The 17,537-nt window shown below is 47.1% G+C and carries 17 protein-coding genes and 1 pseudogene; 14 read left to right on the forward strand and 4 right to left on the reverse strand.

Annotated elements, in window-relative coordinates; translation table 11 throughout:
* Positions 1–2: 2 nt before the first annotated feature.
* The gene (locus tag ABIN22_RS07990; protein ID WP_118620836.1) at positions 3–731 is read right to left on the reverse strand and encodes a DUF5058 family protein; all 729 of its coding nucleotides are present in this window, start codon (positions 729–731) and stop codon (positions 3–5) included.
* Positions 732–991: 260 nt separating this feature from the next.
* Positions 992–1,108, reverse strand: a pseudogene (locus ABIN22_RS07995) (ABC transporter permease); the annotation flags it as partial.
* Positions 1,109–1,199: 91 nt separating this feature from the next.
* Between ABIN22_RS07995 and ABIN22_RS08000 the strand changes: the two are divergent.
* The 5 genes from ABIN22_RS08000 (at position 1,200) to ABIN22_RS08020 (ending at position 5,295) form a co-directional block, all read left to right on the forward strand.
* The gene (locus tag ABIN22_RS08000) at positions 1,200–1,679 is read left to right on the forward strand and encodes a MarR family winged helix-turn-helix transcriptional regulator (protein WP_118620835.1); all 480 of its coding nucleotides are present in this window, start codon (positions 1,200–1,202) and stop codon (positions 1,677–1,679) included.
* Between the two features lie 27 nt (positions 1,680–1,706).
* Positions 1,707–2,255: a flavodoxin domain-containing protein gene (locus ABIN22_RS08005; RefSeq protein WP_346907818.1), complete on the forward strand. Its 549-nt coding sequence runs from the start codon at positions 1,707–1,709 to the stop codon at positions 2,253–2,255.
* A gap of 62 nt (positions 2,256–2,317) precedes the next feature.
* Entirely contained in the window at positions 2,318–2,464 is a 147-nt protein-coding gene (locus ABIN22_RS08010; protein ID WP_182440716.1) for a hypothetical protein, read from the forward strand.
* Positions 2,461–4,275, forward strand: coding sequence for a recombinase family protein (locus ABIN22_RS08015; protein ID WP_346907820.1), 1,815 nt, complete (start codon positions 2,461–2,463; stop codon positions 4,273–4,275). Before ABIN22_RS08010 ends, ABIN22_RS08015 begins: the two co-directional genes overlap by 4 nt.
* A gap of 147 nt (positions 4,276–4,422) precedes the next feature.
* Complete coding sequence (locus ABIN22_RS08020; protein ID WP_346907822.1) at positions 4,423–5,295, forward strand: GDSL-type esterase/lipase family protein; 873 nt, start codon at positions 4,423–4,425, stop codon at positions 5,293–5,295.
* 169 nt (positions 5,296–5,464) lie between these two features.
* Here ABIN22_RS08020 and ABIN22_RS08025 read toward each other — a convergent pair whose 3' ends face one another.
* Both ABIN22_RS08025 and ABIN22_RS08030 read right to left on the reverse strand, forming a co-directional pair.
* Entirely contained in the window at positions 5,465–6,172 is a 708-nt protein-coding gene (locus ABIN22_RS08025; RefSeq protein ID WP_346907824.1) for an ABC transporter permease, read from the reverse strand.
* On the reverse strand, positions 6,165–6,932 hold the full coding sequence (locus ABIN22_RS08030) for an ABC transporter ATP-binding protein (RefSeq protein WP_109732099.1): 768 nt from the start codon (positions 6,930–6,932) through the stop codon (positions 6,165–6,167). Before ABIN22_RS08030 ends, ABIN22_RS08025 begins: the two co-directional genes overlap by 8 nt.
* A gap of 182 nt (positions 6,933–7,114) precedes the next feature.
* On the opposite strand from ABIN22_RS08030, the gene ABIN22_RS08035 reads away from it, so the two are divergent.
* The 9 genes from ABIN22_RS08035 (at position 7,115) to ABIN22_RS08075 (ending at position 17,484) form a co-directional block, all read left to right on the forward strand.
* Entirely contained in the window at positions 7,115–7,726 is a 612-nt protein-coding gene (locus ABIN22_RS08035; protein ID WP_109732100.1) for an epoxyqueuosine reductase QueH, read from the forward strand.
* Positions 7,727–7,854: 128 nt separating this feature from the next.
* A complete protein-coding gene (argH, locus tag ABIN22_RS08040; protein ID WP_109732101.1) occupies positions 7,855–9,234 on the forward strand; it encodes an argininosuccinate lyase in 1,380 nt (459 codons plus the stop codon).
* Positions 9,235–9,273: 39 nt separating this feature from the next.
* A complete protein-coding gene (gene asd / locus ABIN22_RS08045; RefSeq protein WP_109732102.1) occupies positions 9,274–10,359 on the forward strand; it encodes an aspartate-semialdehyde dehydrogenase in 1,086 nt (361 codons plus the stop codon).
* Positions 10,360–10,397: 38 nt separating this feature from the next.
* Entirely contained in the window at positions 10,398–11,672 is a 1,275-nt protein-coding gene (gene leuC, locus ABIN22_RS08050; protein WP_346907827.1) for a 3-isopropylmalate dehydratase large subunit, read from the forward strand.
* Positions 11,672–12,160 carry a 3-isopropylmalate dehydratase small subunit gene (gene leuD, locus ABIN22_RS08055; protein ID WP_109732103.1) on the forward strand — a complete coding sequence of 163 codons (489 nt, stop codon included), beginning with the start codon at positions 11,672–11,674 and terminating at the stop codon, positions 12,158–12,160. The genes leuC and leuD overlap by 1 nt, the downstream gene beginning before the upstream one ends.
* Before the next feature lie 490 nt (positions 12,161–12,650).
* A complete protein-coding gene (locus ABIN22_RS08060) occupies positions 12,651–13,637 on the forward strand; it encodes an ornithine cyclodeaminase family protein (protein WP_346907829.1) in 987 nt (328 codons plus the stop codon).
* A 41-nt stretch (positions 13,638–13,678) separates the two neighbouring features.
* Positions 13,679–15,322, forward strand: coding sequence for a dihydroxy-acid dehydratase (gene ilvD, locus ABIN22_RS08065; RefSeq protein ID WP_346907831.1), 1,644 nt, complete (start codon positions 13,679–13,681; stop codon positions 15,320–15,322).
* A 42-nt stretch (positions 15,323–15,364) separates the two neighbouring features.
* Complete coding sequence (locus ABIN22_RS08070; protein WP_243099320.1) at positions 15,365–16,168, forward strand: TrmB family transcriptional regulator; 804 nt, start codon at positions 15,365–15,367, stop codon at positions 16,166–16,168.
* A 17-nt stretch (positions 16,169–16,185) separates the two neighbouring features.
* A complete protein-coding gene (locus ABIN22_RS08075) occupies positions 16,186–17,484 on the forward strand; it encodes a Na+/H+ antiporter NhaC family protein (protein ID WP_346907834.1) in 1,299 nt (432 codons plus the stop codon).
* Positions 17,485–17,537: the final 53 nt, after the last annotated feature.

Consider the following 17,537-nt stretch of genomic DNA (forward strand, 5'->3'; position numbering starts at 1 on the left):
TATCAGCCTCCTATCAGTGGTGTAATAAACGCTGCAAATATCATGGCTCCCAGCATACTGACAGGGAGGGCATAGTTTTCCAGCCATTTCATGCTGCATTTTTTAATAAGCAGTCCGCAGACTCCCATGATCAGGGCCGAGAATAAGAGGACGAAGATCGGAATCCAGCCCTTTAAGCCCGAGCGGATATCAGCGAATACCATCCCGAGGAATGCGGAAATCATTCCAAGAAACAGGGCCGTCATCAGGATATCCCCCCATTTGCTGTCCTTGTTCTTGATCTTCATCAGCCCTCCCTGAATCTTGCGGATGAACAGTGGTACCCAGAGAAGCCCCGGGAAGATTCCGAGGGTCATAACCCATGCGATTGCGGTGTATACCTTCGGGTCCGTGATCGTCTCAGATAGTGCAGAGATGCCGAGCGCATTTGCTGTCGTGGTCGCTGCGGGAAGTTCATATGTAATGGCGCCGATCACACTTAAGCGCAGCCACGGCAGCGGAAGCCCCAGAAATTTCGAGAGTGTGATGACTCCAAGCAGTATGGAAAGTGCCGGAGCAAAGGTAAAAATGGCAGTGGAAATCATCGTTTTTTTGATCTTGCCCATGTCCATACCGAGCGATTTCCCCCTCCGGTATGCCCGCACAAGGAAAAATACAGACTGGCAGATAACGAACAGAATGATCATGCCTGCGAGTAAAAATAAAAAAGTGCTGCTGGGATTAAAATTCATGTCTCTCCTCCTTTGATAGTAAGTAAGTACAGGCGGGAACGCAGACTGCACCGTAAGTAAGATGCCGTAATATGGCCCGTACAGGGAAAACCGTTCCACCTGATATAGTCTTTATTATATCACGTGAAGTCTGAAAATAATACAAAATACACTATGAAAAGCAAAAAAATAATTGCAAAAATAAGCAATATATACAAAAAGCAGAGGCGCGGTTCAGCACCTCTGCTTTATTCCCTTTATCATCCCGAAAAGGGATGAGGTCAGAATTTTTCCAGATAAATTTTTTCAATCAGGTTAATGACTGCATACAGCCCCATCGCCATAATACAAAGAAGTACGATAGACATCAGGAGCCAATCCATTTTAAACAGGCGGGACGGCAAAATGACAAAATGTCAGCCTCTTTGTTGACAAAAAGGTAACTTGTTGCTATAATCGAGTAACAAGTTACCAAATAAGGAGGGGCTCATGGAAATAAAAGATTTGATAGAAAGATTTTCAGATTCGCCGGAAAATCAGGGGAAAGCTATTTTCAGCACACTATTTATTGCGGGGAACAGGCTTCAGACAGTTTTTGATAACAATATTCCGGAGGTGTCGCTAAAGCAGTTCATGCTTTTAACGATGATCAGACAGTCGAAGGAACAACTGACATTCACTCAATTAGGCAGGCTTCTTGGCTGTTCCAGACAGAATATCAAAAAATTGGCACAAGCTTTAGAAAAAAAAGGATTTGTCGTCATAAAACAAAGCGAAAATGATCTGCGTGCCGCGGGTATTTATCCGACAGAAAAATTAACCGAATACTTTAATACCGTATTTGCAACATACGAAAAGCAGCTAAATTATCTATTTGAAGTCTATACTATTGAAGAAATCGGACAGTTATTTACTTTGATGATGAAACTGTATGCCGGCATAGACAATCTGGAAAAGAAGCTGCGATAACGAATGGAGACGAAAAGGAGAATAAATATGTGTAAAATTCTGGTACTGTACAAATCGAAATACGGCGCTTCAAAAAAGTATGCCAAAATGCTGAAGGAGGAGTTTTCCTGCGATGTTTTTGAAATCGGAAGCTATAACTTTAGTGGGATAAAGAAGTATGATTTCATTGTGGCCGTCGGCGGCATGTACGCAGGCGGCGTGTCGGTTATGAAATACATACGGAAGAATATCAGGCTTCTTGAAGATAGGAATATCATTATTTTTGCTGTTGGTGCAAGCCCGTTTCATGAAAAAGAATTCGAAGCGGTTAAGGAACATAACCTGAAAAGCCTTCCCTTTGAAATTCCGATGTTCTATGGCAGAGGTGCATACGATGAGACGGTTATGGACTTTAAAGACAGAACCTTATGCAGAATGCTGAAAAAATCGTTGAGCAAAAAAGATCCGAATACACTGGAACCGTGGATGAAAGCATTTTTCGAAGCAGATGGCGGAAGCTATGACTGGACAGAAAGATCCTATTTGGAACCACTCATCGGTTATGTGAAAAAACATGCAGATTCTATCAAAAAATGATTCATAAGTACAAGGCGTTTTCTCATACGCTAAAGTGACAATGGTAAAAGCCGTGACAGACAATGAAAAATGAGAACGCGAAACAGAAAGATGCCGCAGAGATGAGGATTCTCCTTAAGACGGTCGAAATACTGTGCCGTGAGAAATTGATATCCGTGGCCGGGCGAATCCGGGCAGAAAACCAGATATACCGGAGGTACAGGCTTTGACCAGGGCCGTCATATACTGCCGCTGCAGTACTGAGGAAGAGAGCCAGCAGGATGCCCTTTTTAAGCAGGCCGCCGAATCACGGCTTAGCGTGGCACGGCAGGGATGGCTGCTCGTAGATGAATATATAGAAGCAAAAAGCGGGACAACGACGGCAGGGCGGGACGAATATAACCGCTTATACGAAGAATTACAGACGGATAAATTTGACATTGTAGTCATCAAGAGTCAGGACCGGCTCATGCGCAACACAAAAGACTGGTACTTATTTATAGACCGTCTGGTTACAAACGGTAAAAAACTGTTTATGTATCTGGAAGGTAAGTTTTATTCGGCGGATGATGCCCTGATTACCGGGATCAAGGCGATTCTGGCCGAGGAGTACAGCAGGGAGCTTTCGAAAAAGATAAACAATGCCCATTACTACAGACAGCGGGACGGCAGGAAATTCATTCTCCCGTCCCGGACCTACGGATTAAAAAGAAACCCGGATGGGTCGGTTGAGCTTCAAAAGGAGGAGGCAGAAGCAATCCGGATTATGTTTTTCCTATGTAAAAGCATGGGGTGTACTTCAATCGGGCGTTATCTGGAGGAAAACGGAATCCGTGACAGGAACGGAAAAGTATTTCAGGCAGAAACCATCCGAAGGATTATCCGTAATCCGATCAGGTGCGGAACGGTCATTCAAAATAAAAGGCATTTCGACTTCCAGACCGGAAAGACCTTGCAGGTCCCAAAAGACCAGTGGATGATCCATAAAAATGCCGTTCCGGCCATTGTCCCTGAGCAGGAATGGCAGGAGGCAAACGAGGCAATGGACCGGAGAAAAAGGACGTACAGCCTAAATGCGGACCAGCCAAGGGGGAAAAATCCCGGGAAATACCGGCTTTCCGGGAAAATCCGCTGTGGTGAATGCGGCAGTCCTTACTACCGCCGGTACAGAAAGAAACAGAAAAAAACGGCCGCAGTGTGGCAGTGCCGGAATTACATTCATAATGGCAGGAACCTGGCAAAGCAGGACTGTAAAAACAGCCGGGAAACAGAGCCAGAAGAAGGGCGGGGCTGTGACAATATCCATCTGGATGAAGAACGGCTGTCTGCCATACTGGAAAAGGCAGCAGGGCAATACAGTGACGTGGCAAAAGCAGATGTTTCAGAAATCACAGGTATCATCATGCAGATTCTTACAGAAACGCTGGAGCAGGATGACCCGGCCGGACAGGTGGAACACCTGAAAAAAGAGGCAGAACGCTATGCAGGACAAAAACAAAGGCTTTTGGAGAAACTGCTCGAGGATGTGATCACGGATGAAGACTATAAAGAAAAAAGAACGCAAATTGAACAGAAGATAGAAAACATTAATCACCAGTTGGAAAAATTAAACGATGCAGGGAGCACACAGAACATACCGGAACAAAGACTGGAGAAAATACAGAAGCGTTTGGCAGACGGTGCAGTCCGGCAGGCAGAAATCGAGGTAATGCTGGATTACATCGAAGAAATTGAAGTATTTCCGTCCAGACTCGTTCTTACCTGTAAACCTGAAATGCACGGGGCAGAAAAGAATCCCCGTATAGAAATCCCATTGGATGCCGATTTCCAGTATGCATCAAGAAAAGAATCCGAAAATCAGAGGATTCTGGATTACATGCATGATAATCCCCGGATTACTGCAAAGATGATTGCAGAAAAAGAGGAAATCAGCCTGTCCGCGGCAAATGCAAGAATCCGCAGGCTAAAGCGGCAGGGGAGGATCCATTATAACGGGAAGGGCGGACATGGCGAGTGGAAGGTACGCTTCATAGAAAAATGACCGGGGAACGGAAGGGACGGGATAAGTGATTGTGAAATGGCGGAATATGAAGTATAATAAAATATATATGATAATGAATAGGGACGCGTCTGAAAACGTGTCCTTGTATTATATAAAGAGGAATTATTTGAAAGGGATATTGGGAATATGAGTAAGATGGTTAAAAGGGTGCTTGCCATCATCGTTTTGGTGGTTGTGGCAGCCGGGGCCGGGGGTGTGGTTTATGCGCGTATGATACAAAGGCCAGCGGCACCGGTGCCAGCGGATGAGGAAGAAGTAAAGGAGCCTGCGGTGAAGACGGATGAGGAAGAACAGGAGGAGCCGAAGCGCGTGACTGAAAAGATAAGGGTGGCGTGTGTCGGAGACAGTATTACCTATGGTGCAGGTGTGATGACATCCCGGGAGCGGGATTCTTATCCGGCAAAGCTGGCGGGACTGCTCGGGGATGGGTATACGGTCCTTAATTTCGGGGTAAGTGGTTCCACACTGCTGAGTGAAACGAATAAATCATATAGAAATCAGGATGCATTTAAAGAATCACAGGAAGCAGATCCGGATATCGTCCTGATTATGCTGGGTACAAATGATTCGAAGGCATACAACTGGAATGCAGGGGAATATGAAAGACAGCTTCGGGATTTTGTTAACGGATACAAAGAACTGCCGGGCAGTCCGAGGGTATATCTGATGACATGCTGTGCCGCTTTCGGCGCAGACGGCAAAGACGTGGTTGCGTTTCAGGTGAACAAGTCGGTGCTGGCAACGGAGATTGTGGCAATTATTAAAAGAGCCGCAGAAGCATGTGATGTTCCGGTCATAGATATCTATAACACGACAAAGGAACATCCCGGCTACTTTGTGGATGGGGTTCATCCAAATGCAGAAGGTAACGAAGTGATCGCGGAGACGGTATATAAATTTCTTAAGCTGACAGAGAATCAAGAGGATAAAAAGCAGGAAGTACCAAGTGGGAGCATCAGAAAAGATGGGGAGAAAGAAATGTTATGCAGTTACTATTAAAAGATCAGCTATTAATGGAGATAGAAGAGAATGGGCTGTTAACCGCGCCCTGCTTTCCTGAGTGACAGACAATGGGGGCAGGTGTTAGATAGGGCGGCAGTATTAAAATCTGTTTGATGTGTGTTGAGGCGGCCTCAGTGTATCGCACCGGTGTCTGACATTGTGTCACTTACACAACACAGCTGAATACCTGGCTTGAGTAGATAATCAGATATCCCAGTCCGTCCCGTGCGGCCAGAAATTCGCCGATGATCACACCGACAAGGCACAGCCCAATGTTGACTTTCATATTGCTGATGATGGCGGGGATGGAGCTCGGCAGAACCACTTTAGAAAGGGCGTGCCATTTGTTCCCCCGCAGCGTATAGATGAGTTTGATTTTTTCTTCATCTACAGTCGTGAAGCTGGTATATAGATTTAAAATACTTCCGAAGATGGCAACGGACATTCCGGCAACGATGATGGTTGTTTTAGTAGCGCCCAGCCATACGATGAGCAGTGGTGCAAGGGCAGATTTCGGCAGGCTGTTCAGTACGACCAGGTAGGGGTCCAGAATTTCCGACAGCTTTTTACTGCACCATAAGATCACAGCAATCAAAACGCTGATGGCGGTGACGAGCAGAAAGCTGGCAATTGTTTCGTACAATGTGACCCATAGATGGACAAAGATACTTTTATCCAGAACCATCCCCCAGAAACATAAGGCTATTTTGGACGGGCTGCTGAAGATAAAGGAATCAATGATCCCCACATTAGCCGTAAATTCCCACAGAAATAAAAAACTCAAAAGGATTGCCACGCGTGAGACACGCACAATCCTTTTGTGCTTTTTGCGCATATTCAGGTAACTTTGCTGTCCAACAGAGATTTCACTCATTTTGATTCAACTCCCCCCATATAATATTGAAATAGTTTTTAAATTCGGGAGCATTCCTCCGAAGAAGAGGAGTGTCTTTTTCAAGAGTAAATGTGACCGGCACGATTTTGGAAATGTGGGCCGGCCGGTTTGTGAGAATGATTACCCGGTCGGCAAGGCTGACGGCCTCGGATAAGTCGTGCGTTACTAAAAGTGCTGTCTTATGTGCATTGCGTATGATCTGCCCGATGTCATCCCCGACAGATAAACGGGTCTGATAATCCAGTGCGGAAAACGGCTCATCCAGAAGCAGAAGGTCCGGTTCCAACACCAGAGTTCTGATTAATGCGGCACGCTGCCTCATTCCGCCTGATAATTCAGAAGGTTTTGAATTGGCAAATTGTTTTAGTCCATACAATTCCAGCAATTCATTAGCTTTTGCCCGTGTTTTTGCAGAGAGCATATGCTGGATTTCCAGCCCGAGAAGAATGTTGCTGTATACAGTCCTCCATTCAAACAGGTGGTCATGCTGCAGCATATATCCGATATTCATCGTACTTTCTTTCCAGTCTTTTCCATTCATTTTTATCAGCCCTTCTTCCGGTTCCAGCAGTCCTGAAATAATGGACAGGAGGGTGGACTTCCCACACCCGGATGGGCCGACCAGAGCGACAAATTCGCCGGCGGCAATAGAAAAAGAGATATCTGTCAGTGCCTTGGTTTCTCCTTCTAAAGTGTGGTACGCATAATTTATGTTTTTTAATTCAAGTATTGGTTCCATGCAGACACTCCATTCGACAAGTATATAGTTAGTTTATGAGAAAACAGAAGATAGGTGACAAACACTTAATGTAAGAGAACCAAAGGCTGTAAAGTGATTTTAAAGGAAGATTCAAATCTTTAGAAAAGTATGGTATTATAATAAAAGTATGGCTTTTTTTAGAAGAAAGGTGCAGAATCAAGATGAACTATCGAAATATAAACTACCAGAAGGAACTGGACAAACTGATTGATGTAATCCAGAAGGAGGGGCGTGTGCCGACACTTCTGCTTCACAGCTGCTGTGCTCCCTGCAGCAGTTATGTGCTGGAATATTTGTCGGAGTATTTTGAAATTACCGTGTTTTATTATAATCCGAATATTTTTCCGGAAAGTGAATATACGAAACGCCTGCTGGAGCAGCAGACACTGATTGGCGATATGCACTTTAAAAACCCGGTATCTTTTCTGGCAGGGAATTATGATAAAGAGAAATTTTATGAAATGGCGGCAGGAATGGAGCATTTGAAAGAGGGCGGTGCACGGTGCTTCAAATGCTATGAGCTCCGTCTTACAGAGGCGGCCGAGATGGCAGTGAAGGGCGGCTTTGACTATTTTACGACAACGCTGAGCATCAGTCCTTTAAAGAATGCGGAAAAATTAAATTCGATCGGAACCAAGATTGCATCCCGCTATGGGGTAAAGTATCTGCAGTCGGATTTTAAAAAGAAGAACGGGTACAAGCGTTCCATTGAACTGTCAAAGGAATACGGCCTTTACAGGCAGGATTACTGCGGCTGCGAGTTTTCAAGATAATGAATGTAAAAAAGTTCTAAAGAAAGTACTGGAAAAGAGAGCAAAACCGTAAACTTTCATGTGGACATTAACACGTTACTATGATAAACTAATGAGAAAATCACAAAAAGAGAAGAGAGGATAAAGAAATGGCACAGTTATGGGGCGGTCGTTTCACGAAGGAAACAGACCAGTTAGTGTACAATTTCAATGCATCAATATCTTTTGACAAGAAATTTTATGAGCAGGATATCCGCGGCAGTATCGCGCATGTTACGATGCTGGCGAAGCAGAAGATTCTGACAGAGGATGAGAAGAATCAGATTATAGAAGGTCTGGAGGGCATCCGTTCAGATGTGGAGCGAGGTGTGCTTGAGATTACAGATAAGTATGAAGATATTCACAGCTTCGTGGAGGCAAATCTGATTGACCGGATCGGGGACGCGGGCAAGAAGTTACATACAGGAAGAAGCCGTAATGACCAGGTGGCTCTGGATATGAAGCTCTATACCCGTGATGAGATTCTGGAATTGGACAGACTTCTAAAGGAACTTCTGGAAGTTCTGCTGAGGCTGATGAAGGAAAACACAGAGACCTACATGCCCGGGTTCACGCATTTACAGAAGGCACAGCCTATTACGCTGGCACACCATCTTGGCGCTTATTTTGAAATGTTTAAACGTGACCGCTCACGCATGAAGGATATTTATAATAGAATGAATTACTGCCCGCTCGGGTCCGGTGCACTGGCCGGTACGACCTATCCCCTTGACCGAGAGTATACGGCAGAACTGATGGAGTTTGCGGGTCCGACGATGAACAGCATGGATTCCGTATCCGACAGAGACTACCTGATCGAGCTTTTGTCGGCAATGTCAACGGTGATGATGCATCTGAGCCGTTTCTCAGAGGAAGTGATCATCTGGAATTCCAACGAGTATCAATTTGTGGAGATTGATGATGCCTACAGTACAGGGAGCAGCATCATGCCGCAGAAGAAGAACCCGGATATCGCCGAACTTGTCAGAGGGAAGACAGGACGTGTCTATGGGGCGCTGATGTCTCTGCTGACAACCATGAAGGGAATCCCCCTTGCATATAATAAAGATATGCAGGAAGATAAAGAACTGGTATTTGATGCCATCGATACGACAAAAGGATGTCTTGCCCTGTTTACAGGCATGATTAATACCATACGTTTCCAGAAAAAACGTATGGAAGACAGCGCGAAGAACGGTTTTACAAATGCAACCGACGCGGCTGACTATCTCGTGAATCATGGCGTACCATTCCGGGATGCACACGGCATTGTCGGACAGCTGGTACTTCACTGCATCGAGAAGAACATTGCTCTTGATGATATGACACTGGAAGAATACAAGGCAATTTCTCCGGTATTTGAAGAAGATATCTATGATGCAATCAGTATGAAAACCTGTGTAGAGATGCGTAATACAACCGGCGCCCCGGGCAAATCAGCTATGGGGGACGTTATCATGGCGTATGATATGTATCTGAATGTAGAATAAGGATTATCAAATTTTGTGAAAGATAAAGGAGAGGGAAAGATGGAACAGAAATTAAGAGTTGGTATTTTAGGTGCAACAGGAATGGTTGGTCAGAGATTCATCTCCCTGCTTGAGAACCATCCGTGGTTTGAAGTAGTAACAGTGGCTGCAAGCCCGCGTTCAGCAGGAAAGTCCTATGAAGAGGCAGTAGGGGACAGATGGAAAATGGATACCCCGATGCCGGAGGCAGTCAAGAAACTGACTGTACTGAATGTAAACGAAGTAGAAAAAGTGGCGTCTACAGTAGATTTCGTATTCAGCGCCGTGGATATGACAAAAGAAGAAATCAAAGCGATCGAGGAAGAATATGCGAAGACAGAGACACCGGTTGTATCCAACAACAGCGCGCACCGCTGGACACCGGATGTACCGATGGTAATCCCGGAAATCAATGTGGAGCATTTTGACGTAATAGAAGCTCAGAAAAAGCGTCTCGGAACTACCCGCGGGTTCATCGCAGTGAAGCCGAACTGTTCGATCCAGAGTTACGCACCGTGTCTTGCAGCATGGAAAGAATTCGGCCCGAAGGAAGTAGTTGCAACCACGTATCAGGCAATTTCAGGAGCCGGCAAGACATTCAAAGACTGGCCGGAAATGGTAGAGAACATCATTCCATATATCGGCGGGGAAGAAGAAAAGAGCGAACAGGAGCCGTTGAGAGTACTCGGCAAAGTGGAAAACGGAGAGATCGTAAAAGCACAGCTCCCGAAGATTACTTGCCAGTGCATCCGGGTGCCTGTCTTAAACGGCCATACGGCAGCGGTATTCATCAACTTTGAGAAGAAACCGACCAAAGAAGAATTAATAGAAAAACTGGTAAGCTACAAAGGGTTCCCGCAGGAGGCCGAACTTCCGAGCGCACCAAAGCAGTTCATCCAGTATCTGGAAGAAGATAACCGTCCGCAGGTAAAAGCAGATGTAGATTATGAAAACGGAATGGGTATATCCATCGGACGTTTAAGAGAAGACAGCATGTTCGACTATAAATTTGTCGGCCTGTCACACAATACTGTGCGCGGCGCTGCAGGCGGGGCCGTATTATGTGCAGAAACACTTACAGCCAAGAAATATATTCAGGCAAAGTAAATCAGAATTCAAATGAAATGAAAGAGGAGGTTGTCGCAATGGGAATGACAATGACGCAGAAGATTCTGGCGGCTCATGCAGGGCTTGATTCTGTAGAGGCCGGACAGTTGATTGAAGCGAAATTAGACGTGGTGATGGCAAATGACATTACAGGGCCTATGGCTCTGCCGATTTTCAGACAGATGGCAGAACAGGTTTATGATAAAGATAAAGTAGTACTGGTACCGGATCATTTTACACCGAATAAGGATATCAAGTCGGCTGAAAACTCCAAGTCCATCCGCGAGTTTGCAAGGGAGCAGGGACTGAAGTGGTATTTTGAACAGGGAAAATCCGGGGTTGAGCACGCAATCCTTCCAGAGGCTGGAGTGGTTGCTGCCGGGGAATGCATCATTGGTGCGGATTCTCATACTTGTACATATGGCGCTCTGGGAGCATTTTCTACAGGCGTGGGAACGACGGATATTGCAACAGGCATGGCGACAGGGGAACTCTGGTTCAAGGTGCCAAGTGCCATGAAGTTTGTATTGACTGGAAAACCGGGACCGTATGTAAGCGGAAAAGATGTGATCATCCATATTATCGGTAAGATCGGTGTGGATGGTGCACTTTATAAATCTATGGAATTTGCAGGAGAGGGGCTTAAGAACCTTTCTATGGATGACCGTTTTACAATTGCAAACATGGCGATTGAAGCAGGCGCGAAGAATGGGATATTCCCTGTAGACGAGCAGACAGAAGCTTACCTGAAGGAGCATTCTGTTAAGGAATATCAGGTATACGAGGCAGATGAGGATGCGGTGTATGACGAAGTGATCGAGATTGATCTGTCACAGGTACGTCCTACCGTGGCTTTCCCACACCTTCCGGGGAATGCGAAGACGATTGATGAGATCGAAGCAATGGAACCTGTCAAGATCGACCAGGTGGTAATCGGTTCCTGTACAAACGGCAGAATGCAGGATATGCGCAAGGCGGCAGCCATCCTGAAAGGACGTCAGGTCCATCCGGATGTGCGTGTCATGGTAATACCTGCAACACAGAAGATTTATAAGCAGTGTATTGCAGAGGGACTTCTGGATATCTTTGTAGACGCAGGATGTGCAGTCAATACGCCGAGCTGCGGCCCTTGCATGGGCGGGCATATGGGCGTTATGGCAGCAGGGGAAAAGTGTGTTTCCACGACAAACCGTAACTTCGTTGGACGAATGGGACACGTAGATTCTCTTATTTATCTGGCTTCCCCAGAGGTGGCGGCTGCGAGTGCGATTGCAGGATGCATTGCGAATCCGGAGAAAGTAGGTGACAAATAATGAAAGCATTGGGACACGTTTTTAAATATGGAGACAACGTAGATACAGACGTTATCATACCGGCAAGATACCTGAACTCTTTTGATGCGCAGGAGCTTGCAAGCCATGCAATGGCAGACATTGATCCGGACTTTGTAAAGAAAGTAAAACAGGGCGACCTGATTGTGGCAAATAAGAACTTTGGCTGTGGTTCTTCCAGAGAACATGCTCCGTTGTGCTTAAAGACCGCAGGAGTGAGCTGTGTCATCGCGGAGACATTTGCAAGGATTTTCTACCGCAATGCAATCAATATCGGCCTTCCGATCATTGAATGTCCGGAGGCGGCAAAAGGGATCGATGCCGGAGATGAGGTAGAAGTTGATTTCGACAGCGGAAAGATCTATAACCGCACGAAAGGAACGGAGTATCAGGGGCAGGCTTTCCCAGAGTTCATGCAGAAACTGATAGCGGCCGGAGGATTAGTGAACTACACCAATAGTAAGAAGTAGGTGATGGGATTTTTTGGGCGGAGGATGAAGGGGGACGCTTGCCGCGGAACAGGAATGGCCTTGCACGGATGCGGGTTTTCAGTATAACTGCCCCTAAATCAAAATAGAAGCCAACACGATGAACACCGCCGACAAACGCAAGAATGCTTGGATGCATTCTCGCTAAGTCGGCTGAATCGCAGGACTTGATGTCCTGCGATTCGTTCATGTGTTGGCTTCTATTTTGATGAAGGGGCAGTAATTCTGAAAAGACGCATCCGTGCAAGGCCATTCCTGTTCCACGGCAAGCTGGTTCATCCGGCCGGCAGAAAAAATTCTATCACGGGGGGACTTCTACGGCTTAAGTTGGAGGGGGAGGTTACTGGCTATTAAGGGGGAGGAGGGGGATTTTGGTGTTGACTTTTTGAGGGGGATTGGTATAATGGGGTTAATAGTTACCAAAGGGGTATACTAATATGGAAATGTGCTTTCAGGTTAAGGAGGTAGAAGGATGCTATTGTTGTCAAAGAAGGATATTAAAGAGGTTTTTTCGATGAAGGAGGCGGTTGAGGCTGATAAGGAGGCGTTCCGGCTTTTTTCGGAGGGGAAGAGTGAGGTGCCGCTGCGTACGAATATTCAGGTGCCGAAGCATGACGGGTCGTTGTTGTTTATGCCGTCTTTTGTGGAGGAGCTGGATGCGGCGTGTCTGAAGGTGGTGAATGTGTTCCCGAAGAATATTGAGCAGGGGCTTCCGACGACACCGGCACAGGTGCTGCTGATTGATGCGTCGAACGGGCTTGTTGTTTCTGTTCTGGACGGGACTTATGTGACACAGCTGCGGACCGGGGCTGCTTCAGGGGCGGCGTTTGACGTGCTGGCGAAGAAGGACTGTAAGAAAGGGGCGCTGATCGGGACCGGCGGGCAGGCGGCGACGCAGCTTGAGGCAATGGTGGCTGTCCGGGATCTGGACGAGGTGAAGGTATTTGACCTGAATGCAGAAAGATTAGGTGCATTTGTCGATCAGATGAATGAGGAACTGGCGAAGTTTGGAACAAGAATTGTGGCTGCATCAAGCTCTGATGATGCGGTGGAGGATGCGGACCTGCTTGTCTGCGTGACACCGTCTTCCCGTCCGGTATTTGACGGAAGAAAGGTAAAGGCAGGGGCTACAGTGAGCTGTGTCGGCTCTTATCAGCCACATATGCAGGAGATGGACCCGGAAATACTTGTACGTGCATCCAAAATCTATTTTGATTCTGTGGATGCGGTTCTGTCAGAAGCAGGTGATATTCTGATACCTCTGGAGAGCGGGCAGATTACACGCGATGATTTTACCGGGGACCTTGGAGATGTACTTCTGGGGAAAGTACAGGGCCGGGAAAATGATGAGGAAATCATTGTCTTTAAAACGGTCGGCATTGGCACACAGGACCTGATGGCGGCAAAGCGTATCTATGATAAGGCAAAACAGGCAGGGGTCGGCACGATCTGGGAATAGCCGGGATGAAATTGGTATTGATTATTTAGGAGGATTAGAAGATGGAATCATATTGGAACGGAGCAGAGGCGGCACACCGCCGTGTTATGATGAAAGCAGCAGGATATTCTGATTCAGATATCCGCAAAAAACCGCATATCGGGGTACCTAATTCCTATATGGAAGGGTCACCGGGAAGCGCGCACCTCAGGCAGATTGCAGAAGCCGTGAAGCAGGGAATCTGGGCGGCAGGCGGTGTGCCGGTCGAGTTTGGGATACCGGCCACATGCGGGAATATTGCAAATGGAGCCGAGGAACTGAAATATGAACAGGTGGGCCGTGATATCGTGGCGATGTCTGTCGAGTTTGTCTCAAGAGTACATAACTTTGACGGCCTTGTCATGGTGGCATCCTGTGACAATATCATTGCCGGGTGTTATCTTGCTGCCGCGAGAGTCAACATCCCGTCAATGGTTGTGACAGGCGGTTCTATGCAGCCGGGTCACCACTGCGGCAAGACCGTAGTAGAAGCGGATCTGGATGTGGCAAGATTTTCCGGATCTGCAGAAGAAGACCTGATGGAGCTGGAAGAGGCGGTGTGCCCGTCCTTCGGGGCGTGCCCTTCGATGGGAACGGCCAATACCATGCAGATGCTGGGCGAGGTGATGAATCTGGTCATGCCGGGAACGGCTACGATTCCTGCATCTGACAACAGGAAACTGCGCCAGGCGCGGGAGGCCGGCAAGTTTGCGGTAAAACTTGTGAAATCAGGACTGAAACCGTCGGATCTGATTACAAAGGAGATTCTGTTGAATTCGATTATGTTCGATATGGCAGTGGCTGGCTCTACAAACGCGGTGCTCCATATTCTGACGATGGCGTATGAGCTCGGGATTGATATTACACTGGAAGATTTTGAAACATATGCAAAAGAAATACCGTGTATCAATGCGGTTATTCCAAGCGGCCCATATACGGTTGTAGATTTCCATTACGCAGGCGGTGTGCCGAACGTGATGAAAATGCTGGAGAGCCGTCTGTTTACTGATGCCCCGATGATGAATGGCGGGACATGGGGAGAATATCTTTCTGGTGTGAAGGCGCAGCCAAACGAGGTGATTCATACCCTCGAAAAGCCGCTTTTCCATGAACCGGGCCTGAAGATACTGCGTGGAAACCTTTCACCGAACGGGGCGATTGTGCGTCCGACAGCGGTACCGGATTCCGTGAAATACATGAAAGGCAAAGCAAAGGTATTTGACGGGGACAGAAGCGCGTTCGAAGCCATCGAGGCCGGTGAAATCGTACCGGGTGATATCATCGTGATCCGTTATGAAGGCTGTAAAGGTGCTCCGGGAATGAAGGAACTGATGCTGAGCATCGATGCCCTGATCGGGCATGGACTTCATACCAGTGTCGGCCTTGTGTCAGATGCGAGATTTTCCGGATTTAATTTCGGGGCCATTATAGGACATGTATCCCCGGAGGCATATGACGGCGGTACAATCGCACTTGTGGAAAACGGGGATGAAATTATCATTGATATTCCAAACGGCCAGGTATCACTGGAAGTGACAGAAGAAGAATTGCAGAAAAGAAAAGCAAACTGGGTATGCCCGCCGCTGAAGGAAGAAAAAGGATGCCTGAACCTGTTTGCACGCAACTGCAGGCCTGCGGAACAGGGAGGCGCGATGCAGCCCTGGTAGAAAGAACAGAAAATCAAAGGATTGCGTAAGGAGAGATAAGGTATGCTGCTGGAGGATAAGATTTTTTTACTCAATAAAATCGGGCTGACAGACGCTGAGGCGAAAGTATACCTGACACTGCTGAAAAACGGCAGTGCGTCGGGGTATGAGGCCAGCAAATTTTCGGCTGTTCCACGTTCCAAAATTTACAATGTGCTGGAATCCCTTGTCATGAAAGGTTTTATATTGTATTCTGGGGAGGAGAATACCAACCGTTATGCCGCTGTACCGATCGAAGAGATATCAGGAAGGGTGAAGCATGAGACTGATGCGACACTTGAAGAGCTTACTGTTCAGCTGAAGGATTACAGGGCACAGACGGATATGGATGAGTTCTGGCATATTAAAGAATACGAGAATGTATTTGCAAAATGCCGCAGTATCTTAAAGGGAACGCAGTCAGAGCTGCTTCTGCAGATCTGGGAGGAGGACCTTCCAAAACTTCTTTGGCAGTTACAGGAATTAGAAGAAAGAGGTGTCCGGCTTGGAATTGTCTACTTTGGGGAGGCAGAAGAAAACGGGATACCATTGAAACATGTCTGTTTTCATGGGATGCTTCAGGAAAAGAAGGAAGAGATGGGGGGCAGATTCCTGACACTTGTCTCTGATAAACAGGAAGTTGTATTCGGACAGATTATCAGTGACGCGGCGTCCGAAGTAATCTGGACCCGGTCGAAGCCGATGGTTGCGATGGCCGCAGAGTGTGTCCGGCATGACATGTACTTTTATAAGAGTGCGGAACTGTTTACGGACCAGATGCAGAAAGAGCTCGGTGAGGATTTCCATAAGATACGGGAAATATTTTAACAAAGAGAGGATATGGAATGAGACAGGAGAGTACAACAACAGAAAACGTAAAGGGCAGGGCCATTGCCCTGCTTCCCATTGCAGTGTTCCTTGTGATTTTTCTGGGAGCAGGAATCATAACAAAGGATTTCTATGCAATGCCGGCGATTGTTGGTTTCTTAATCGCCCTTTTCGTAGCATTTTTACAGAACAGAAAGTTAAGTTTCGGGGAAAAACTGAAGGTGATAGCAGGAGGTGCGGGGGAGGAGAACATCATAACGATGAGCCTCATTTTCCTGTGCGCGGGAGGATTTTCCGGTGCGGTGACTGCGGCAGGTGGTGTAGAGAGTACAGTTAACTTTGGGCTCTCGATCCTCCCGGCTCGCGTTGCCATTGTCGGCCTGTTCGTGATCGGGTGCTTTATCTCCATTTCAATGGGAACTTCAATGGGAACGATTGCGGCACTTGCCCCGATTGCCGTAGAGATATCGAAACAGACCGGATTTGCGCTTGCCATCTGCATTGGTGCAGTCGTATGCGGAGCAATGTTCGGTGACAATCTGTCTATGATTTCGGATACCACAATCGCGGCAGTCAAGACCCAGGGATGTGAGATGAAGGACAAGTTCAAGGCGAATTTCCTGATTGTGCTGCCGGCGGCAGTTATTACTATACTGATATTCTGGGGGATCACGCGGAATGTACAGCTTGAGGTTACATCAACGATGGATTACAATCTGTGGAAGGTACTGCCCTATATCCTCGTTCTGGTCGGGGCACTGCTGGGAATCAATGTCTTTTTAGTCCTGATCGGAGGGACTGTGGTTTCCCTGATTGTAGGAGTAGCGACAGGCAGTATAGCCCTGCCTGAAATCTTTACCGTGGTAGGCAGCGGGGTAACGTCGATGTACGATATTACGGTGATATCCATTATCGTTGCCTGCATTGTTTCACTCGTGAAAGAATACGGAGGGATCCAGTTTATCCTGAATCTCATAAAAAGCCGCATCAGGGGAAAACGCGGCGGAGAACTCGGAATCGCTCTTCTGGCTTTGTTTGTAGATTTGTGTACTGCGAACAATACCGTGGCGATCGTGATGGCAGGCCCTATCGCTAAAGAAATCAGCGATGAGTTCGAAATCACCCCCAAACGCTCGGCATCACTTCTGGATATCTTTACGTCGGTAGGACAGGGGATGATTCCTTACGGGGCACAGCTGTTGTCAGCAGCCAGCCTGACAGGGCTGACGCCGTTCCACATCATGCCGTACCTGTTTTATCCAATGCTGATGGCGGCCAGCGGAGTTTTATTCATCTTTCTGCGGAAACAGAATTAAGAAAAATTCCTGTACATGCCCGGGTGTGTACAGGAATTTTTTGTGGGCATCCG

This window comes from Faecalicatena orotica (genome assembly GCF_905197545.1).
Classification (GTDB): domain Bacteria; phylum Bacillota; class Clostridia; order Lachnospirales; family Lachnospiraceae; genus Faecalicatena_A; species Faecalicatena_A orotica.

Excerpts from the sequence above, each read along its gene's own strand:
- ABIN22_RS07990 (WP_118620836.1), bottom strand. The coding sequence starts at position 731 with ATGAATTTTAATCCCAGCAGCACTTTTTTATTTTTACTCGCAGGCATG.
- ABIN22_RS08000 (WP_118620835.1), top strand. The coding sequence starts at position 1,200 with ATGGAAATAAAAGATTTGATAGAAAGATTTTCAGATTCGCCGGAAAAT.
- ABIN22_RS08005 (WP_346907818.1), top strand. The coding sequence starts at position 1,707 with ATGTGTAAAATTCTGGTACTGTACAAATCGAAATACGGCGCTTCAAAA.
- ABIN22_RS08010 (WP_182440716.1), top strand. The coding sequence starts at position 2,318 with ATGAAAAATGAGAACGCGAAACAGAAAGATGCCGCAGAGATGAGGATT.
- ABIN22_RS08020 (WP_346907822.1), top strand. The coding sequence starts at position 4,423 with ATGAGTAAGATGGTTAAAAGGGTGCTTGCCATCATCGTTTTGGTGGTT.
- ABIN22_RS08025 (WP_346907824.1), bottom strand. The coding sequence starts at position 6,172 with ATGAGTGAAATCTCTGTTGGACAGCAAAGTTACCTGAATATGCGCAAA.
- ABIN22_RS08030 (WP_109732099.1), bottom strand. The coding sequence starts at position 6,932 with ATGGAACCAATACTTGAATTAAAAAACATAAATTATGCGTACCACACT.
- ABIN22_RS08035 (WP_109732100.1), top strand. The coding sequence starts at position 7,115 with ATGAACTATCGAAATATAAACTACCAGAAGGAACTGGACAAACTGATT.
- argH (WP_109732101.1), top strand. The coding sequence starts at position 7,855 with ATGGCACAGTTATGGGGCGGTCGTTTCACGAAGGAAACAGACCAGTTA.
- asd (WP_109732102.1), top strand. The coding sequence starts at position 9,274 with ATGGAACAGAAATTAAGAGTTGGTATTTTAGGTGCAACAGGAATGGTT.
- leuC (WP_346907827.1), top strand. The coding sequence starts at position 10,398 with ATGGGAATGACAATGACGCAGAAGATTCTGGCGGCTCATGCAGGGCTT.
- leuD (WP_109732103.1), top strand. The coding sequence starts at position 11,672 with ATGAAAGCATTGGGACACGTTTTTAAATATGGAGACAACGTAGATACA.
- ABIN22_RS08060 (WP_346907829.1), top strand. The coding sequence starts at position 12,651 with ATGCTATTGTTGTCAAAGAAGGATATTAAAGAGGTTTTTTCGATGAAG.
- ilvD (WP_346907831.1), top strand. The coding sequence starts at position 13,679 with ATGGAATCATATTGGAACGGAGCAGAGGCGGCACACCGCCGTGTTATG.
- ABIN22_RS08070 (WP_243099320.1), top strand. The coding sequence starts at position 15,365 with ATGCTGCTGGAGGATAAGATTTTTTTACTCAATAAAATCGGGCTGACA.
- ABIN22_RS08075 (WP_346907834.1), top strand. The coding sequence starts at position 16,186 with ATGAGACAGGAGAGTACAACAACAGAAAACGTAAAGGGCAGGGCCATT.